The 19,536-nt window shown below is 61.7% G+C and carries 16 protein-coding genes; 12 read left to right on the top strand and 4 right to left on the bottom strand.

Features of this window, described 5'->3' with window-relative positions:
• Window positions 1-118 precede the first annotated feature (118 nt).
• The 3 genes from ABSE61_RS14265 to ABSE61_RS14275 form a co-directional block, all read right to left on the bottom strand.
• The gene (locus ABSE61_RS14265) at window positions 119-1,306 is read right to left on the bottom strand and encodes an acetyl-CoA C-acyltransferase (RefSeq protein ID WP_423871765.1); all 1,188 of its coding nucleotides are present in this window, start codon (window positions 1,304-1,306) and stop codon (window positions 119-121) included.
• On the bottom strand, window positions 1,303-2,994 hold the full coding sequence (gene pimA, locus ABSE61_RS14270; protein WP_423871766.1) for a dicarboxylate--CoA ligase PimA: 1,692 nt from the start codon (window positions 2,992-2,994) through the stop codon (window positions 1,303-1,305). Before pimA ends, ABSE61_RS14265 begins: the two co-directional genes overlap by 4 nt.
• Before the next feature lie 169 nt (window positions 2,995-3,163).
• Entirely contained in the window at window positions 3,164-5,260 is a 2,097-nt protein-coding gene (locus ABSE61_RS14275; protein WP_423871767.1) for a 3-hydroxyacyl-CoA dehydrogenase NAD-binding domain-containing protein, read from the bottom strand.
• 170 nt (window positions 5,261-5,430) lie between these two features.
• Here ABSE61_RS14275 and ABSE61_RS14280 point away from each other — a divergent pair, with 170 nt between their 5' ends.
• The 8 genes from ABSE61_RS14280 (at window position 5,431) to ABSE61_RS14315 (ending at window position 13,866) form a co-directional block, all read left to right on the top strand.
• Window positions 5,431-6,294: an IclR family transcriptional regulator gene (locus tag ABSE61_RS14280; protein WP_423871768.1), complete on the top strand. Its 864-nt coding sequence runs from the start codon at window positions 5,431-5,433 to the stop codon at window positions 6,292-6,294.
• Window positions 6,295-6,348: 54 nt separating this feature from the next.
• Window positions 6,349-7,146 carry an ABC transporter ATP-binding protein gene (locus ABSE61_RS14285; protein ID WP_423871829.1) on the top strand — a complete coding sequence of 266 codons (798 nt, stop codon included), beginning with the start codon at window positions 6,349-6,351 and terminating at the stop codon, window positions 7,144-7,146.
• A complete protein-coding gene (locus ABSE61_RS14290; RefSeq protein ID WP_423871769.1) occupies window positions 7,143-7,856 on the top strand; it encodes an ABC transporter ATP-binding protein in 714 nt (237 codons plus the stop codon). Before ABSE61_RS14285 ends, ABSE61_RS14290 begins: the two co-directional genes overlap by 4 nt.
• 11 nt (window positions 7,857-7,867) lie before the next feature.
• Window positions 7,868-8,746, top strand: coding sequence for a branched-chain amino acid ABC transporter permease (locus ABSE61_RS14295; protein ID WP_423871770.1), 879 nt, complete (start codon window positions 7,868-7,870; stop codon window positions 8,744-8,746).
• 2 nt (window positions 8,747-8,748) lie between these two features.
• A complete protein-coding gene (locus tag ABSE61_RS14300) occupies window positions 8,749-9,792 on the top strand; it encodes a branched-chain amino acid ABC transporter permease (RefSeq protein WP_423871771.1) in 1,044 nt (347 codons plus the stop codon).
• A gap of 21 nt (window positions 9,793-9,813) precedes the next feature.
• Window positions 9,814-11,040 carry an ABC transporter substrate-binding protein gene (locus ABSE61_RS14305; protein WP_423871772.1) on the top strand — a complete coding sequence of 409 codons (1,227 nt, stop codon included), beginning with the start codon at window positions 9,814-9,816 and terminating at the stop codon, window positions 11,038-11,040.
• 190 nt (window positions 11,041-11,230) lie between these two features.
• Complete coding sequence (locus ABSE61_RS14310) at window positions 11,231-12,463, top strand: ABC transporter substrate-binding protein (protein ID WP_423871773.1); 1,233 nt, start codon at window positions 11,231-11,233, stop codon at window positions 12,461-12,463.
• Between the two features lie 122 nt (window positions 12,464-12,585).
• Entirely contained in the window at window positions 12,586-13,866 is a 1,281-nt protein-coding gene (locus tag ABSE61_RS14315) for a glycerate kinase type-2 family protein (protein ID WP_423871774.1), read from the top strand.
• Window positions 13,867-13,975: 109 nt separating this feature from the next.
• Here ABSE61_RS14315 and ABSE61_RS14320 read toward each other — a convergent pair whose 3' ends face one another.
• Window positions 13,976-14,476, bottom strand: a complete 501-nt coding sequence (locus tag ABSE61_RS14320) for a MarR family winged helix-turn-helix transcriptional regulator (RefSeq protein WP_423871830.1) — start codon at window positions 14,474-14,476, stop codon at window positions 13,976-13,978.
• A gap of 167 nt (window positions 14,477-14,643) precedes the next feature.
• Between ABSE61_RS14320 and ABSE61_RS14325 the strand changes: the two genes are divergently transcribed.
• The 4 genes from ABSE61_RS14325 to ABSE61_RS14340 all read left to right on the top strand — a co-directional run bounded on the left by ABSE61_RS14325 (window position 14,644) and on the right by ABSE61_RS14340 (window position 19,437).
• Window positions 14,644-15,684, top strand: coding sequence for a branched-chain amino acid ABC transporter permease (locus ABSE61_RS14325; protein WP_423871775.1), 1,041 nt, complete (start codon window positions 14,644-14,646; stop codon window positions 15,682-15,684).
• A gap of 5 nt (window positions 15,685-15,689) precedes the next feature.
• The gene (locus ABSE61_RS14330; protein ID WP_423871776.1) at window positions 15,690-17,459 is read left to right on the top strand and encodes a branched-chain amino acid ABC transporter ATP-binding protein/permease; all 1,770 of its coding nucleotides are present in this window, start codon (window positions 15,690-15,692) and stop codon (window positions 17,457-17,459) included.
• Entirely contained in the window at window positions 17,456-18,175 is a 720-nt protein-coding gene (locus ABSE61_RS14335) for an ABC transporter ATP-binding protein (RefSeq protein ID WP_423871777.1), read from the top strand. The genes ABSE61_RS14330 and ABSE61_RS14335 overlap by 4 nt, the downstream gene beginning before the upstream one ends.
• A gap of 212 nt (window positions 18,176-18,387) precedes the next feature.
• The gene (locus tag ABSE61_RS14340) at window positions 18,388-19,437 is read left to right on the top strand and encodes a DUF2336 domain-containing protein (protein WP_423871778.1); all 1,050 of its coding nucleotides are present in this window, start codon (window positions 18,388-18,390) and stop codon (window positions 19,435-19,437) included.
• The last annotated feature ends 99 nt before the right edge of the window (window positions 19,438-19,536 follow it).

Raw genomic sequence — 19,536 nt, forward strand, 5'->3', positions numbered from 1 at the left:
CGCGAAAGCGGGGACCCATAACCACCAGTGCCCGTTGGCGGCAAAGCCGGCTGCCACCATACCTTGACCGACAGGCCACGGCGTATGGGTCTAGGCTCAAGGCCGGGACGACCAAAAATCAATGCACCACTTCGAACAGGCCGGCGGCGCCCATGCCGCCGCCGACGCACATTGTTACCACCGCGAATTTCGCCTTGCGGCGGCGGCCTTCGATCAGGGCGTGACCGGTCAGCCGCGCGCCTGACATGCCGTAGGGGTGTCCGACCGCGATCGCGCCGCCATCGACATTGATCTTTTCAGGGTCGATGCCGAGCTTGTCGCGGCAATAAAGCACCTGCACGGCAAACGCCTCGTTCAGTTCCCAGAGATCGATGTCGTCGACCTTCAGGCCGTGACGCTTCAACAGCCGCGGCACCGCGAATACCGGCCCGATGCCCATCTCGTCCGGCTCGCAGCCGGCGGCGACAAAACCGCGGAAGATGCCGAGCGGTTTCAAACCGCGCTTTGAGGCTTCCTTGTCGCTCATGATGACCGAGGCGCTGGCGCCATCCGACAACTGGCTGGCATTGCCGGCGGTGATGGTGAAGCCGTCGCCCCGCACCGGCTTCAGCGAAGCGAGGCCCTCAGCAGATGTGTCCGGCCGCGGGCCTTCGTCCTTTGAAAGCGTCACTTCCTTGAACGAGATTTCGCCGGTCGCCTTGTCGGCAACGCCCATCATGGTGGTGATCGGCGCGAGCTCGTCGTTGAATTTGCCGCCCTGCTGCGCGGCCGCGACGCGCCGCTGGCTCTCCAGCGAATATTCGTCCTGCCGCTCGCGCGAGATGCCGTAGCGCTTGGCGACGACCTCGGCGGTGTCGATCATCGGCATGTAGACCTCGCCCTTGATCTTGAGCAGCGCCGGGTCCTGGGTGTGAAACTTGTTGGCGTGATCGTTCTGCACCAGGCTGATGGATTCGCCGCCGCCGCCAACCGCGATCTCGACGCCGTCGAAAATCACCGAACGCGCGGCGAGCGCTATCGCTTGCAAGCCCGAGGCGCATTGCCGGTCGATCGTGGTGCCGCCGACAGTTACCGGCAAACCGGCACGCAACAGCGCCTTGCGGGCGATGTTACCGCCGGTCGTGCCCTGCTGCAGTGCTGCGCCCATCACCACGTCCTCAACCTCCTTCGGGTCGACCTTGGCGCGGGCGACCGCCTCGCCGATGGCGTGACCGAGCAGGGTCGCGCCTTCGGTGGCGTTGAGCGCACCGCGATAGGCCTTGCCGATCGGGGTGCGGGCGGTGGAAACGATGACGGCGTCGGTCATGAATGACCTCCTGTTGCGAGTTGCGGTGTTTTCAATGGCGCGGGGCGGCTTGCGGATTGCTGGCGTAATTCGTGACGCGAGAGCTTGCCGACCGGAGTGCGCGGCAATTCATCGACAAACTCAAGCGCGGCCGGAATCTCATGCTTGCCGAGCTTGCCAGTGAGAAACGCCTTGAGGTCGTCGAGCGAGAAGGCGTTGGCACCGGCGCGGAGCTTGATGAAAGCTTTCGCCGCCTCGCCGCGGTATTCGTCCGGGATACCGATTACGATCACTTCCTGCACGCTCGTGTGCTCGTAGATCGCCTGCTCGATCATCTGCGGATAGACGTTGAATCCGCCGGAGATGATCATGTCCTTCTTGCGATCGACCAGATAGAAATAGCCGTCCGTATCCATGTAGCCGATATCGCCGGTGAGGAAGCGGCCGTCGGCAAAGGCTTCTTCGGTTTCCTTCGCCCGGTTCCAGTAGCCTTTCGTGACGTTCGGCCCCTTGATGCGGACTTCACCGATTTCGCCAGGCGGCAATATCTTTTTGGGATCCTCAAGCGCCACCACGTCCATCTCGATGCCGGGCAGCATCAGCCCGATCGAGCCGGGCTTATCGGGTCCCTCTTGCGGATGGCCGGTGCCGGGCGAGCAGGTCTCGGTCATGCCCCAGCCGCTCTTCAGCTTCATGTTGGTCTTGCGCTCGAAAATCTTGGCGACCTCGACCGGCAACGGCGCACCGCCCGATCCGCACGCGACCAGCGACGACATATCGCGCTTGTCGAGATCGGGAAGGCTTGCGATCGCGATCCACATAGTCGGAACGCCGGGAAATTGAGTGGCGCGCCTGACCTCGATGTCATGCATCACGGCCTGGACATCGAAGCGCTGGTGCAGCGAGATCACATTGCCGTACCGGATCGATGACAACAGCACCACGGTCAGCGCATAAATATGAAACAGCGGCAGCACGCAGATCACGCGTTCGATCGCATTGCGCTCCAGGCGCGCCGGCCTGCCCCACACCTCATAGATAGAGACCGCCGACGTCAGATTGCCGTGGCTGAGCATCGCGCCTTTCGGCAATCCCGTGGTGCCGCCGGTATATTGCAACAGCGCGACATCATCGGGCGAGATTTCAGGCCACTGTGACGGCTTGGTCGCGCCTTCGGCGAATTTCGCAAAGGTTACGATGGAGGGGTTATCCGGAATTGGCGCATGCGGATTACCGACCGCGCCCCAATGATCGTCCTCGCAAACGATCAGACGGTCGACCAACCCCTTGTCGAGGAATTTCAGCGCCGTCGGCAACAGCGTCGCCAGATTGGAGGTGACGAGAATGCGCGCACCGCTATCGCTCAATTTATGGGACAGCGCGCGCTCGCCATCCAGCGGGGAGAGATGCGCGATACGGGCGCCGGCTTTCAACGCTCCAAAGAAATTGACGGGGTGGTCGGGCGAGTTGCCGAGAAACAGCGCCACCGTCGTGCCCTTGCCGAAGCCGGCGCGCAGGAACGCGGCAGCCGCCGTCTCGGCCAGATTTTCCAGCTCAGAAAAGCTGATGGCGCGGTCGCGATATTCGATCGCTGTCCGCGTACCGAATTGGGCGACAGCCGTCGACAACAACCCGGGCAGACTTCCGCGTTCGATCGCGTCGTCCCAACGGACGCCTTCCGGATAAAACTGTTCGCCGGGATGGGTCATGGGCGCGATACAAGGTGTGAGGAGAGCACAATGCCAGATGCTCCCCTCCCTCTTGTGGGGAGGGGTTGGGGGTGGGGGTATCTCAGGTACGGTGCCTGCGACTTACCCCCCTGCCTAACCCTCCCCCACAAGGGGGGAGGGAATGGAGAGGGCGCGTTTTCTTTCCCCATCACGCCGCTTTCGCCGTCTGCGCCAACGACGCAAACGTCTTGCCTTCGGCGGCGAGGCGCTTGAGCAGCGGCGCCGGTTCCAGCGACGGATCGTCGGTCTCCTTGGCGTAAAAAGCCAGGCGGTCGGCGACGTGCTTCAGCCCGACCCGATCGGCATAGAACATCGGGCCGCCGCGATAGACCGGCCAGCCATACCCATAAAGCCAGATCACGTCGATATCGCCGGGACGTGCCGCGACTTTTTCTTCGAGTATCCGCGCGCCTTCATTGATCATCGGATACATCATGCGCTCGAGGATCTCCTCGTCGCTGACGACGCGGCGCTTGCGGCCGAGACGTTGCAACGTCTCGTCGATCAGCTTCTCGACTTCGGGATCGGGCAGCGGAGCCCGCGAGCCGGCTTCATATTTGTAGTAGCCCTTGCCGGTTTTCTGGCCGAAGCGGCCGGCTTCGCACAGAGCGTCGGCGATTTCCGACTTGATGCCGCGATCCTTCCGCGACCGCCAGCCGATATCGAGGCCGGCAAGATCGCCCATCGCGAACGGCCCCATCGGCATACCGAATTTAGTGACGACGGCGTCGACCTGTTGCGGCAGCGCACCCTCGAACAACAGTTTTTCGGCCTGCTTGCCGCGCTGCGCCAGCATGCGATTGCCGACGAAGCCGTCGCAGACCCCGACCACCGCCGGAACCTTCGCGATTTTCCGCGCCACCGCCACGGCCGTGGTAAGCGCGTCGGGCGCGGTCTTGGCGGCGCGCACGATTTCGCACAGCTTCATGACGTTGGCCGGCGAGAAGAAGTGCATGCCGAGCACGTCCTGCGGGCGCGTGGTTTCCTTCGCGATCTCGTCGATATTGAGATAGGAGGTGTTAGACGCCAGCACGGCGCCGGCCTTGGCGTATTTGTCGAGCGCGGTAAAGACTTCCTTCTTGATCGCCATGGTCTCGAATACGGCTTCGATAATGAGGTCGGCATCCCTGACGTGCTCAAGTCCGACAACGCCGTTGATGAGGCCCATGCGCTTGGCGGGCGCATCCGCCGGAATACCGCCGCGCGCGGCGGTCGCTTCATAATTCTTCTGCATCACGCCCAGACCACGCTTGAGCTGCTCTTCGCCGGTCTCGATCAGCGTGACGGGAATGCCGGCATTGGCAAACGACATCGCGATGCCGCCACCCATGGTGCCGGCGCCGATGATGGCGACGCGTTCGACGGTGCGCGGCTTGGTGCCGTCGGGAACGCCGGCAATCTTGGCGGCCTCGCGCTCGGCAAAGAACGCGTAGCGCTGCGCCTTGGACTGATCGCTCGATACCAGTTTGAGGAACGTTTCGCGTTCCTTCTTGATCCCTTCATCGAACGGCAAGTCGATAGCCGCGCCCACCGCGTCGGCCGCCGCAAACGGCGCCTCCAGCCCGCGGGCCTTTTTCGTCAAGGCCGCCACCGCATTGGTGAAAATCGAGCGGTCGGCTTTCGCGGCCGCCAACTTGCTGTCGTCATCGCGCAATTTCCGCAGCGGCCGCTTTTCCGCCAATACCTTGCGGGCGAACGCTTCGCCGCCGGCGGCGGGGCCTTCGACGATTTCCTCGATCAGGCCATTCTTCAGGGCGTCGGAGGCGGAAATCGGGTCGCCGCCCACGATCATCTTGACCGCCAGTTCTGGTCCCACCGCGCGCGGCAGGCGCTGCGTGCCACCGGCGCCGGGCAATATCCCCAATTTTACCTCAGGCAGACCCAGCCGGGCTTCCTTGGTTGCGACGCGGTAGTGACAGGCGAGGGCGACTTCAAGCCCGCCGCCCAGCGCGGTACCGTGAATCGCGGCGATCACGGGCTTGGAGGAGCTCTCGATCTCGGCCAGCACGTCGTGAAGGCTCGGAGGGACCGGCGGCTTGCCGAACTCGGTGATGTCGGCGCCGGCGATGAAGGTGCGTCCGGCGCAGGTGAGGACGATCGCCTTCACTTCCGGATCGGCAATCGCGCGTTTGACGCAATCCTTGATGCCGCCGCGCACCGCAGCGCTCAGCGCGTTGACCGGAGGACTATCGACCGTGACGATGGCAACCACGTCATGACGCTCAAGCCTGACCACTTCGTTCACGGCACTCTCCCTAGGACTCGCCTGTTCTTGCGCAGATTATTTTCAGTCTACCAATTTATTCCGCATTGCGGAATTGAATTCCGCATCTTGACAGCGAGGGTTATTTTGAAGCACGTCCCTTGTCAACAAAAGCGCGTTATCGAGCTTTGCTCAAGCGTCGGCGACAGATCATGAAGCGTCAAGGCAAGAAAGTAGCGACTGATCGCAGTTTCGTCGTCGCACTTTCCCGCGGTCTCGATGTGTTGCGCGCATTTCAGCCCAATGACGGGCTGCTCGGCAACCAGGAAATCGCCGCCCGAACCAAGCTGCCCAAGCCGACCATCTCCCGGCTGACCTATACCCTCACCAAGCTCGGTTATCTGACACCGGTTCCGCGGTTCGAGAAATATCAACTCGCCCCCGCAGCGCTCGCGCTCGGCTATTCTGCGCTCGCCAATCTCGGCGTCCGGCACCTGTCGGAACCCTACCGCGAACAATTGATGCGCGAGACCGGCGGTGCGGTCGCCATCGGCGGCCGCGACCGGCTCAGCATGATCTATTTCGGCCAGAGCCGCGGCATGACGCTTGGCGTTCAACTGGACGTCGGCTCGCGCATACCGATCGCCACCACGGCAATGGGGCGCGCCTATCTCTGGGCGCTGCCCGAAGACGAGCGCAACGCATTGCTGCGCGACTTGCGCGAACATTACGGCGCCCGCTGGGCCAAGATGCGCGACGGCATCGAACAGGCCGGCGAAACCATGACCAAACATGGCTTTGCGATCTCGGCCGGCGAATGGCACGACGACATCGCCGCCGTCGGCGTAGCACTAAAGCTCAATGACGGAACCGGCCCATATGCGTTTAACTGTGGCGCGCCCGCGTTCCGCTTCACGGAGGACCGGCTGCGCAACGACATCGGCCCCCGTCTGGTGGCCATGGTCAAGAATATCGAAGCCGTCCTCGGCGGATTAGCGCCGCAAGCAAAAAAACAAGACGGCAGGAAACTGAAAACAGGAGGGAAAGTTGCGCGTGTGGTTGAGGAGATCAGGTAGCGCCTGCCGTTCTGATCAAGCAACGGCTCCGATAACCGGCCTGTGCGGGGCATGATGGGCCAGGCCCAAACGGCACAGGCCTTATCGCCTTTGCTCGCGGTTTGCGACGTCAGCGTCGTGTTCGGCGGCATTGTTGCGTTGAACGGCGTATCGTTCGACATGCAGCAAGGGCAGATCCTGGGCCTGATCGGACCGAACGGCGCCGGCAAGACTACGCTCTTCAACTGCCTGAGCCGGCTCTACCAGCCGAGCAAGGGCGACATCCGCATGGAGGGCGCGAGCATCCTGAAGCGTCCGCCGCACCGGATCGCCGAAATCGGCATCGGCCGCACCTTTCAGAATGTCGCTTTGTTCTCCAACCTTTCCGTGTTCGACAATGTCCGCATCGGCGCGCACGCCCGGACCCGGAGCGACATCGTCAGCGACGCGCTGAGGCTGCCGGGGATTCGCCGCAACGAAGTGGCGCTCAACGCGCGCGTTCAGGAAATCCTCAACTATCTCGAACTTGAGGACGTGGCCCACACCATCGTTTCGGGCCTGCCCTTCGGCACCCAGAAACGCGTGGAGCTGGCGCGCGCGCTCGCCGCCGAACCAAAGATCCTGCTGCTCGACGAGCCGGCCGGTGGCCTCAACCACGAAGAAGTCTATGCGCTCGGCGATCTGATCCGGCGCATTCGCAACGACCGCAGCGTCACGGTGCTATTGGTTGAACATCACATGGGCCTTGTGATGTCGATTGCCGATCACGTGGTGGCGCTTAATTTCGGCCGCAAGCTCGCCGAGGGCACGCCGGCCGCGGTGCAATCCGACCCCGACGTGATCAAAGCCTATCTCGGGAGCAAGGATCAATGACGGCGCTGTTGAACATCAAGGCGCTCAACGCTTACTACGGCCAGGTTCAGGCGCTGCACGGCCTCGAATTCACGTTGAACGAAGGCAGCGTGACGACGCTGCTCGGGGCCAACGGCGCCGGCAAGACCACGACCTTGCGTGCGATCTGCAACATGGTTCGCACCTCGGGCGCAATCGAGTTCGACGGCGCTCCCCTCTCCAACCGCTCGACCGAGAACATCGTCCGTCTCGGCATCGCCCATGTGCCGCAGGGCCGCGGCACCTTCACCACCATGACGGTGGAGGAGAATCTTCAGCTCGGCGCGATCACGCGTGGCGACAAGGCCAATGTGACGTCCGACATCGACCGCATGTATGCGCATTTTCCCGTCCTCAAGCAGCGGCATACCCAGCAGGCTGGCACGCTTTCCGGCGGCGAGCAGCAGATGCTGGCGGTGGCACGCGCGCTGATGCTGCGGCCGCGGCTGATGCTGCTCGACGAACCGTCATTCGGGCTCGCGCCGATCATCGTGCGCGACTTGTTCAAGATACTCGGCAAGATCAACCGCGAAGAAAAGGTCACGATCCTGGTGGTCGAGCAGAACGCACAGCTCGCGCTGGAAATCGCCGACCAGGCCTATGTGATCGAAACCGGCCGCATCGTGATGTCCGGCAGGGCCAACGAGATCGCGGGCAACGAAGACGTCCGCAAATCCTATCTCGGCTATTAGGGAGCGGGGCCATGGAGCTTTTCACCAATCAGGTCCTGGCCGGCATCGCCACCGGCGCGATCTATGCCTGCATGGCGCTCGCTGTCGTCATGATCTATCAGGCGATCGACCATCTCAATTTCGCGCAGGGCGAAATGGCGATGTTCTCCACCTTCATCTCCTGGCAGTTGATGCAGTGGGGCGTACCTTACTGGGGCGCCTTCCTGCTCACGCTGGTCCTCTCCTTCATCGGCGGCATCGCGATCGAACGGCTGTTGTTCAAGCCTCTGGCGAAGGCGCCGATTCTCACCAACGTTGCGGGCTTTATCGCGCTGTTTGCGATCATCAACAGCTGCGCCGGCCTGATCTGGGATTTCACCATCAAGCAATATCCGACGCCGTTCGGCTCGGCGCCCTTCCTCGGCAGTCAGCTGATCTCGACCCATCAGGCCGGCATGATCGGCGTGACCGTGCTGCTCCTGATCGCGCTCTATATCTTCTTCCGTTACACCCGGATCGGGCTCGCGATGCGCGCGGCCGCTTCCGTGCCGGAGTCGGCCCGGCTGGTCGGGATCAACACCTCCTGGATGATTGCGCTCGGCTGGGGCATGGCCGCCGCGATCGGCTCGATTGCCGGCATGCTGATCGCGCCGGTGGTATTTCTCGAACCCAACATGATGGGCGGCGTTTTGATTTACGGTTTCGCTGCCGCCGTGCTCGGCGGCCTCACCAGCCCGTTCGGCGCTGTCATCGGCGGGTTTCTGGTCGGCATCTTCGAAAATCTGGCCGGCACCTACATTCCCGGTGTCGGCAATGAACTGAAGCTGCCGATCGCGCTGGCGCTGATCATCACTGTTCTGGTTGTCAAACCGGCCGGGCTGTTCGGCCGGCCGATCGTGAAGCGAGTTTGAGCATGAGCGCCGTGCAGGAAACCGTCGCCGCAGCGCCCGCGATCGAAGCCGTTCCGAAACGGGCGATGACGCTCGGCGCCGGCACCTCGCTGATCGTGCTGGCGCTGTTGATCGCCATGCCGCTGTTCGTGAAGAACTTCATTATTTTTCAAATGACCATGCTGCTGGTCTATGGACTGGCGGTACTGGCGCTGAACATCCTGACCGGCGGCAGCGGGCAATTTTCGCTGGGACAGAGCGCCTTCTATGCGGTCGGCGCCTACACCTCGGCGATCCTGATGGAACATGCCGGGATGAACTACGCGCTGACGCTGCCGATCTCCGGCCTGATCTGCTTCGCCTTCGGCTTCCTGTTCGGCCTGCCGGCGCTGCGGCTTTCCGGCGTCTATCTCGCGCTCGCGACGTTTGCGCTGGCGACCGCGATGCCGCAACTCCTCAAGCTCGGCTATTTCGAAACCTGGACCGGTGGCGTGCAAGGCCTTGTGGTCACCAAGCCCGACCCGCCGGAGGCCATGCAGAGCGTGCTTTCCTGGGTGCACCTGAAGATGTCGCAGGACATGTGGCTCTATTACTTCACGCTCATCATCACGATTGCGATCTATATCTTTTCCGTCAATCTTCTGAAATCGCGCTCGGGCCGCGCCTTCATGGCAATCCGGGACAACGAGATTGCGGCTTCCGCGATGGGCATCGATGTGGCGCTCTACAAGACGCTGGCGTTCGGCGTCTCGGCCGCGATCACCGGTATTGCCGGCGGACTGGGCGCCATTGCCGTTCAGTTCGTCGCGCCCGACGGCTACACCATCACGCTCGCGATCTCGCTGTTTCTCGGCATGGTGGTCGGCGGCGTCGGGTGGCTGCCCGGTTCGATCGTAGGCTCAGCCTTCATCATTTTCGTGCCGAACATCGCCGAAGGCATCTCAAAAGGTCTTTCCGGCGCCGTGTTCGGCGTCATTCTGTTTCTCGTGATCTTCCTGGTGCCGCACGGCGCGAGGCAAGTCGCCATGGTTGCCCAGCATCTCGCTGGCCGCCTCAAAAGACGTTAAAAACACTTCAAGGAGAAAACGATGCTTGCAAGACGAAACTTACTGATCGCCGCGGTCACCACGGGTGCTGTCGCGTTCTCGACCGGCAGCGCACTGGCGCAAAAGAAATACGACAGCGGCGCGAGCGACACCGAGATCAAGATCGGCAACATCATGCCCTATAGCGGCCCCGCTTCCGCTTACGGCGTGATCGGCAAGACCGAAGCCGCCTATTTCAACAAGATCAATGCCGAGGGCGGCATCAACGGCCGCAAGATCAACTTCATCACCTATGACGACGGCTATAGCCCGCCCAAGGCGGTCGAACAGGCGCGCAAGCTCGTCGAGAGCGACGAGGTGCTGGTGGTCTTCAATCCGCTCGGCACGCCGTCGAATACGGCGATCGAGAAATATATGAATTCCAAAAAAGTCCCGCAGCTCTTTGTTGCGACCGGCGCCACCAAATGGAACGAGCCGAAGGAGTTTCCATGGACCATGGGCTGGCAGCCCAGCTATCAGAGCGAGGCGCGGATCTACGCCAAATATCTGCTGAAGGAAAAGCCCAACGCGAAGATCGGGGTGTTCTATCAGAACGACGATTTCGGCAAGGACTATCTGAAGGGCCTCAAGGACGGCCTTGGCGACAAGGCTACTTCCATGATCATCGCGGAAGAAGGCTATGAGACTTCCGAGCCCTCGATCGACAACCATATCGTCAAACTGAAGGCTTCCGGCCCCGACGTCTTCATCAGCATCACGACGCCGAAATTCGCCGCACAAGCGATCAAGAAGCTCGCCGAAATGAACTGGACGCCGCTGCACATCGTGTCCAACGTGTCGAGTTCGGTCGGCGGCGTGATCAAGCCGGCCGGATTTGAAAATGCGCAAGGCATTCTTTCCGCCAACTACGCCAAGGATGCCTCCGATGCGCAGTGGGACAACGACCCCGGCATGAAGAAATTCGTGGAATTTCTCGCCAAATACGCGCCCGACGCCAACAAGCTCGATGGCTCGGTGGTGTACGGCTACGGCGCCGCGCAGACCATGGTGAAGGTGCTTCAGATGTGCGGCGATGATCTCACGCGGGAGAACGTGATGAAGCAGGCGGCCAGCCTGAAGAACTTCGCCCCCGATATGCTTCTGCCCGGCATCACCATCAACACCTCCGCGACCGACTTTGCGCCAATCAAGCAGTTGCAGATGGAGCGCTTCAAGGGTGAGAAGTGGGAATTGTTCGGCGAGATCATCTCGAGCGAACTGAGCAACTAACGGCAGAACTGCGGAGCCGGTCGTTACGCCTCAAACGCCTACCAAAGAAGCAGCCCTTCACATCACTTGCGGAGGGCTTTTTCTTGTGAGCGACATGGCAAAATGATACGCAAGTCAATGGAAAGAGCTTTCGATCAAGAAAGCCGCTACCCAAAACAACCATCAAATCGTGGACGAGAGGGAGAACGTCATGGCTGCTTTCGCCAACAGAAGTGCGATCGCGTCGCTTGTTGCACTCGCAATATTAGCTGTGTCCGCCGGCGGTGCGCTGGCGCAGAAGAAATACGATACCGGCGCCAGCGATACCGAAATTAAGATCGGCAATATCATGCCCTATAGCGGACCTGCCTCCGCTTACGGCATACAAGGCAGAACCGAGGCCGCCTATTTCAAGATGATCAACGATGCCCACGGCATCAACGGCCGCAAGATCAACTTCATCAGCTATGACGACAGCTATAGCCCGCCCAAGACCGTCGAGCAGGCGCGCAAGCTTGTCGAGAGCGACGAGGTTCTGTTCATCTTCAATTCGCTGGGCACGCCGCCCAATTCGGCGATTCACAAATACATGAACGCCAAGAAGGTGCCGCAACTCTTCGTCGCCACCGGCGCCACCAAATGGAACGATCCGAAGGACTTTCCGTGGACCATGGGCTGGCAGCCGAGCTACCAGAGCGAGGCGCGGATCTACGCCAAATATATTTTGAAGGAAAAACCGAACGCCAAGATCGCGGTGCTCTATCAGAACGACGATTACGGCAAGGACTACCTTAAAGGTCTGAAAGACGGGCTGGGCGACAAGGCTGCGTCCATGATCATCGCCGAAGAAAGCTTCGAGACCTCGGAGCCGACGATCGATAACCATATCGTCAAGCTCAAGGCGACCGGCGCCGATATTTTCGTCGATATCGGGACGCCGAAATTCGCGGCACAGGCGATCAAGAAGGTCGGCGAAATCGACTGGAAGGCGCTGCACTTCCTCAACAACGTGTCCGCGTCGCTCGGCAGCGTCATAAAACCCGCCGGCTTCGAGAATGCCCAAGGCATCATTTCCGCGGCGTATCTGAAGGATGTTTCGGATCCGCAGTGGGACAACGATCCCGGCATGAAGCAATTCCTGGATTTTCTCGCCAAGGATTTCCCGGAGGCCAACAAGCTCGACGGTTCGGTCATCGTCGGCTATGCCGTCGCGCAAACCCTGGTGCAGGTGCTCAAGCAGTGCGGCGACGACCTCACCCGCGAGAACATCATGAAGCAGGCGGCAAACCTGAAAGACTTCCGCACCGACGTGCTGCTGCCCGGCATCCGCATCAACACCTCGGCGACCAATTTCGCTCCGATCAGCCAGCTCCAGTTGATGGTGTTCAAGGGTGAGCGCTGGGTGCTGTTCGGCGATATCATCAGCGGCGAGGTCGGCGGCTGACGTTTTTGTCACGAACCCAGACAAGCCCCCCGAAGACATGGTCTTTCGGGGGTTTTCTTTTGGCTCAATGCGGTGGATAACGGCGTTCCTGCCCTGAGTTTTTCGAGCGAAGCCACAACGCCATGACCGACCGACGCCCTCTGTTGCGCGCGATTTTCGATGCTGCCGTTGCCGCCGCGCATCCGGACGTTATCTTGTCGGCCCATCTGCCGCCCGCGCCGCAGGGAAAGATCATCTGCCTTGCCGCCGGCAAAGGCGCGGCTGCGATGGCCGCGGCCGCGGAACGGTATTATCTCGACGAACTCAAACTCGAGCCCGCGCGCCTCTTTGGCCTCGCCACAACCCGCCACGGCCATGGCGTGCCGACACGGCGGATCAGGGTGGTCGAAGCCGGTCATCCCGTGCCGGACGAAGCCGGGCTGAAAGCCGCCGATGAGACGCTTGCACTCGCGCGAGAAGCGGGCCCCGATGACCTGCTATTGGTGTTGCTGTCCGGCGGCGGTTCGGCCAACTGGGTTGCGCCGGCCGACGGCGTGACCTTCACGCAGAAACAGCAGGTGAACCGCGCGTTGTTGCGCTCGGGCGCCCCGATCGGCGAGGTCAACACGGTTCGCAAACATCTGTCGCGAATCAAGGGTGGCAGGCTCGCGCGTGCCGGACAGCGCGCCGAGATCGTCACGCTCGCGATCTCCGACGTGCCCCATGACGATCCCTCCGCAATCGCCTCCGGACCCACGGTGCCGGATCCGACGACGCTGGCGGATGCGCGCGCCCTCGTCGCCAAATATAACCTCGCGATCGACGATGCCGTTCGCCGCGCCCTCGACGATCCCAAAAATGAAAGCTGCAAGCCGGCCGATGCCGCCTTTGCCCGCGCGACGTTTGAATTGATCGCGCGGCCAAAGGCTTCGCTCGACGCCGCCATCAAGGTCGCGGTGGATGCCGGCTATACCACCATCGATCTCGGCGCCGATCTCGAAGGCGAAGCGCGCGAGGTTGCCGCCGATCACGCCAAGCTTGCGTTGAAAGCGCGCGCGGAAGGCAAGCGGGTGGCGATCCTCTCGGGCGGCGAACTCACGGTGACCGTGCGCGGCAACGGGCGCGGCGGCCCCAACCAGGAATATGCGCTGGCGCTCGCGGACCTTCTCAAGGACACGCCAGACATCTCGGCGCTGGCCGCCGATACTGATGGTGCCGACGGCGGCGCCGGCTCGGCCTCCGATCCCGCTGGCGCCATCATCGACCACGCCACTTTCGCGAAAATGAAATCGCTTTCGCTCGATCCCGCGGCCTATCTCGCCAACAACGACGCGACCGCGTTCTTCGCCGCCACCGGCGACCTGCTCCAGACCGGGCCGACGCTGACCAATGTCAACGATGTCCGGGTGATTTTGGTGGATTGAAGACCCCCTCATCCCGAGGAGGCGCGCCTGCGCCGTCTCGAGGGATGGTCCATCGGCCTTCATGGTCCGAGGCGCGCTAAGACGCGCTCCTCACCATGAGGCATCCACCTCAAAACTCGTTGGCAACCCTGGTCAGCATCGCCACCAGCGCCGCGCGATTAGAAGGACCGAGCAACTCGTTGAGACGCGCCTCATGCTTGGCGGCCACCAGTTTCTTGGCCCGCGCGAGCGTTGTCCTGCCCTTGTCGGTCAGAACGAGATGATGCGACCGCCGGTCGCTCGCCGACCGAACCCGCGCACATAGTTCGCGGGTTTCGAGGGTATCGAGCATCGCCACAAAATTTGGCCGGAGAATTCCGAGCGTGTTGGCGATCTCGGTCTGGTTACGGCCGGGATTGCGGTCGAGCAGCAGCAGCACGGAAAATTGCGCGGGCGTCAGTTGCAGCGGTGCCACGCAGCGCAGAAAATCCTCGAAGATTCTCAGCTGCGCGCGTTTCAGCGCATAGCCGAGCATTTCCGACAATTCGCCGAGCTCGATCGGCGCGTCGTCGGTCTCCTTGCGGGCGGAACGCGATGCTTTGGCGGCGGTGCCGGTTCTGGAAACGGTCATCATCAGGTGTTTGAAAATCGCGTTACGGTCGAATACCCCATACCCGAAGGAAATTCCTGAAGGCAGCCGGGCCTTGAGGTTATAGATGATAATTGTTATCCACCATACCAAAGTTGCACGGCGGACATCAACCGCCGGCTCGCATGAGGGATGAGGGAGCGGCCCGCTTGAACACGACCATCATGCTGTTCCTGCTGCAGGACGGCATCACCAACGGCGCGATCTATGCCCTGCTCGGCCTCGCGCTGGTATTGGTCTTCGCCGTGACGCGCGTCATCCTGATTCCGCAAGGCGAATTCGTCACCTACGGCGCGCTGACCTATGCGACTCTGGCGTCGGGTCAGGTACCGGGCACGGCGCGGCTCGCCGTCGTCATGGGCATCGCCGCTCTCGGCCTTGACCTCGTGATGCGCCGGCGAATCTTGCGGCCCGCTTTGATCGGACGGAGCCTTGCGATCAATGTGCTGTTGCCCGTAGCCATCCTGGCGCTGACCTCGACGCTTGCCGGCAAACAAACGCCGATCGGGATCGACATCGCACTCTCGCTTCTGATCGTCGGCGCGATCGGGCTTTATCTTTACCGCATCGCCTTTGCGCCGATCGCGCACACTTCCGTGCTGGTGCTATTGATCGCGGCGGTCGGTTGTCATCTTGCGTTGCAAGGCATTGGTCTCGTCTTCTTCGGCGCCGAGGGCCAGCGCGGTCCGCCGCTGTCGAACGCGTCTTTCACCATCGATCCCTTGCGCTTCACCGGCCAGAGCGTTGCGGTCTATGCGGTGACGCTCGCGCTGATCGCTGCGCTCTGGCTGTTTTTCGGATTCACGCTGTATGGCAAGGCGCTGCGCGCCACCGCCGTGAACCGTCTGGGCGCACGGCTGGTCGGCATCAGAACCGCGATGTCGGGACAAGTCGCGTTCCTGCTCGCCGCCGTCATCGGCGCCACTTCGGGCATCCTGATCGTGCCGATCACCACGCTTTATTACGACACCGGCTTTTTGATCGGCTTGAAAGGCTTTGTCGCGGCCATCATCGGCGGCCTCGTCAGCTATCCCTTGACGGCGATCGCCGCACTTCTGGTCGGCACCGTCGAATCGTTCTCGTCGTTCTACGCCAGCAACTTCAAGGAAGTGATCGTGTTCGCGCTGATCATTCCGGTGCTGCTGTTGCGCTCGCTGGCTGCGCCTGCGGCCGACGACGAAAAGGATTAACCGCGATGGGGCAGCGGTGGCCAGCGATGCTGTTTGCGCTCGTCATGGTGGCGATCCCGTTCGTGCCGGGCATGCCGCCGTTCTGGATCGTGCTGCTGGACAATATCGGGCTTTCGGCGCTGGTTGCGATGGGGCTCGTGATGCTCACCGGCGTCGGCGGCCTGACGTCGTTCGGCCAGGCGGCATTTTGCGGCTTCGGCGCCTACACCACGGCCGTGCTGACGACCGCTTACGGTCTCTCGCCATGGCTGACACTGCCGCTTTCGCTGCTCGTCAGCGGCGTCTTCGCGGTGGCGCTCGGTCTGATCACCGTGAGGCTCTCCGGTCACTATCTGCCGCTCGGCACCCTCGCCTGGGGCCTCGCCCTTTTTTACCTGTTCAGCAAGCTCGAATTTCTCGGCCGCAACGACGGCATCTCTGGCATTCCGCCGCTTGCGATTTTCTCGCTGAAGATGATCAACCCCGACACGATCTATTTCGCGATCTGGGCCGCGGTTGTCCTTTGCGCGCTGCTCACGATGAATCTGCTGGATTCCCGCACCGGGCGGGCGATCCGCGCCTTGAGACGGGGGCACGTTGCGGCCGAAGCTTTCGGCATCCACCCGCCGCGCACCAAACTTCTGGTGTTTATTTACGCCGCCGTGCTGGCGGGATTATCCGGCTGGCTCTATGCGCACTTCCAGCGCGCGGTGAATCCGACCCCGTTCGGGGTCCAGACCGGCATCGAATATCTTTTCGTCGCGGTGATCGGTGGCGCCGGTTATGTCTGGGGCGGTGTATTGGGTGCCGCGATCGTCGTCGTCCTGAAGGAAATCCTTCAGGACTATTTGCCTTATCTGTTCCATGGCGAAGGCCAGCTCGAGACCATCGTGTTCGGCATGATGCTGGTGCTGCTGCTTCAACTCGCCCCTCACGGCGTTTGGCCATGGCTGGTCCGGCGCTTGCCGATCAAGGCAGATCGCAAACACACAGATCCATCCCTGCTATTGCCACCACGGAAAAAGACCGGCGCGGAAAGCGACGTGCTGCTGCGCGTCGATCACGCGCGCAAGCAGTTTGGCGGCGTGATCGCGGTCAATGACGTCTCCTTCGATGTGAGGGCGCGCGAGATCGTCGCCTTGATAGGCCCGAACGGCGCCGGCAAGAGCACGACGTTCAACCTCATTACCGGCGTGCTTCCTGCTTCCGGCGGCACCATTTCCGTGCTCGGCAAGGTTCTCCAAAACGCAATCCCGCAGGCGGTGACGAAACTCGGCATCTCCCGAACATTCCAGCACGTCAAACTCGTGGCCGACATGACGGTCCTCGAAAACGTCGCGATCGGCGCGCATCTTCGCGGCAATGCGGGCGCACTCGCCAGCCTGTTTCGCCTCGACCGCAACGACGAAGCGAGATTACTGACAGAGGCGATGCGCCAGATCGACCGCGTCGGGCTATCGGAACAGGCCTATGCGCTTGCCGGAAACCTGTCGCTCGGCCAGCAGCGCATTGTCGAGATTGCGCGCGCATTGTGTGCGGACCCGATGCTGTTGCTGCTCGATGAACCGGCGGCGGGGCTGCGCCACCTCGAAAAGCAGCGGCTGGCCCATTTGCTGCGCGAGCTTCGCGATGGCGGCATGTCGGTGCTGCTGGTGGAGCACGACATGGGATTTGTTATGGGCCTGGCCGATCGCGTCGTGGTGCTCGACTTCGGCACCAAACTTGCCGAAGGCAACCCCGAAACCATCAAGACCAATCCCGATGTGATCCGCGCCTATCTCGGAGCCGCGACATGAGCGCCAGCACGCGCAACCTGTTGCAGCTCACCGATGCCCACATCGCCTATGGCAAGGTCGAAGCGGTTCGCGGCGTGTCGCTCGATGTCGCCGAGGGCGAGATCGTCACCATCATCGGCGCCAACGGCGCCGGCAAGACGACCCTGTTGAACGCCATCATGGGCATTCTGCCGCTCAGGGGCGGCGTGACTTTTGCCGGAACCGATTTCGCCCGGCTGGAGATCGAGGACCGCGTCGCGGCCGGATTGAGCCTCGTGCCGGAGCATCGCGAACTGTTCACGGCGATGAATGTCGAAGACAATCTGCGGCTCGGCGCCTTCCGGGTCGGAAAATCATCGCCGGCCCAATCGCTGGACCGCGTCTATGCGCTGTTTCCGCGGCTGAAGGAGCGGCGCCGGCAATTGGCGGGAACGTTGTCCGGCGGCGAACAGCAAATGCTGGCCATGGGCCGCGCGCTGATGGGCGTGCCGAAACTCCTGATGCTGGACGAGCCGAGCCTTGGGCTCGCGCCGACCATCGTTGCCGACATCTTCCGGACCATCACCGAATTGCGCGGCAGCGGCGTGTCGGTGTTGCTGGTCGAGCAGAACGCACAGGCCGCGCTGCAGATCGCCGGCCGCGCCTATGTCATGGAACTCGGCGAATTCGTCTTAGCCGGGACCGCAAAGGATATCGCCGCTAACGCGGGCGTCGCGGCAAGCTATCTCGGCTTCTAGTGCAATGTTACCCATGAGCAATGTTGCCGGGGACCCATTTGTCTCTCCAGATCAGGTGTTTCACCCCCGGCTCTCCTTCCGAGGCCGCCGCTTCCGTATTAACACCTTAATGAAACTTTAGCCGTTGTAAGGGTACCTTGGCCGGATCAGAAACAATTGCATGACGATTTTGACAAGGCTGCCCGAGTTTTGTCGAAGCCCAGAGGTCCCCGGTGGTAGCGGCATCGGCAGCATTACTTTCAGAATTGGACGCGATTGATGGATGGCCTCCCGAGCGGTGGGCCGACATCCTCAATCAAGTTACAAAGTTTTTCTTGGGCCATGCGGACAGCCTGACTACCCACCAGATTGCCCTGTTTGATGACGTCTTTGTCCGGTTGATTGATCGGGTCGACCGACAGCTCCTGACACAAATCAGCCGCCAGTTGACCGAAGGGAAATGCACGTTGCCGCTGGCAACCCGGCGGCTTGCCTTGCACGAAGACGAATCGATCTCGCTACCTATCCTGAAATCCGGAAATCTCGCGCAGGCCCTGCTGATCGACGTGGTTCAATCCTGCGGCAGCAAGCAACGCCTGGCGGTCGCATGCCGGAACGACATCGCCCGTTCCGTCAGCGAGGTCCTCGTGGGTTGCGAAGATCGGGCCGTTCATCACGCGCTTGCCGAGAACAAGGGTGCCAAACTGTCCGAGGAGAGTTGGGCCGGGCTGATCAAGCTCGGTGAGAGCGACGCGGCCCTTGCGGAAAGGCTCGGGCGAAGAAGGGACATTCCGGCCCAGCTTAAACGCCAGTTTCGCTCCAAGCTGGAAGACACCCGGATGCGCGAATTGAACGCGATGCCCGGCGTGATGCGAGATCAAATTGAAAATACGATCGCCACGACCGAGATCGTGGAGAATTCGGATCAGCGCCCGGACTATGCGAGCGCACAGGCTAAAATGATGGAACTCGGCCGCAAGGGCAGGTTAAACGATTCGACCATCAACCGCTTCGCGATATCAGGTGAGTACACCAACATCGTCGCGGCGCTTGCCTTGCTGACCGGCTCGCCAACGGACGTCATCGAGCGTTTGATAGCCAGCGATAGCATTGAAGGGGTCGTTCTGGCCTGCAAGGCATCCAGGCTTGACTGGGCAACGGCCAACGCGATCGTAAGGCACCGCCCCGGCCACTCGCCGGTCCCTGCCGAAGAGTTGGAAAAAGCCAAGAAGACCTTCGAGACATTTTCACTATCGGCGGCGCAGCGGACGGTTCGATTCTGACGGTGGTTCGCCGGTTAGAGCGTTTTCGAGCGAAGTGGAAACCGGTTCGCGTAAAGAAAACGCGTCAAAACAAAAGACTGGTGCGCCCGCTTCAGCCGA

The organism is Bradyrhizobium sp. (genome assembly GCF_049519115.1).
Lineage (GTDB): Bacteria > Pseudomonadota > Alphaproteobacteria > Rhizobiales > Xanthobacteraceae > Bradyrhizobium.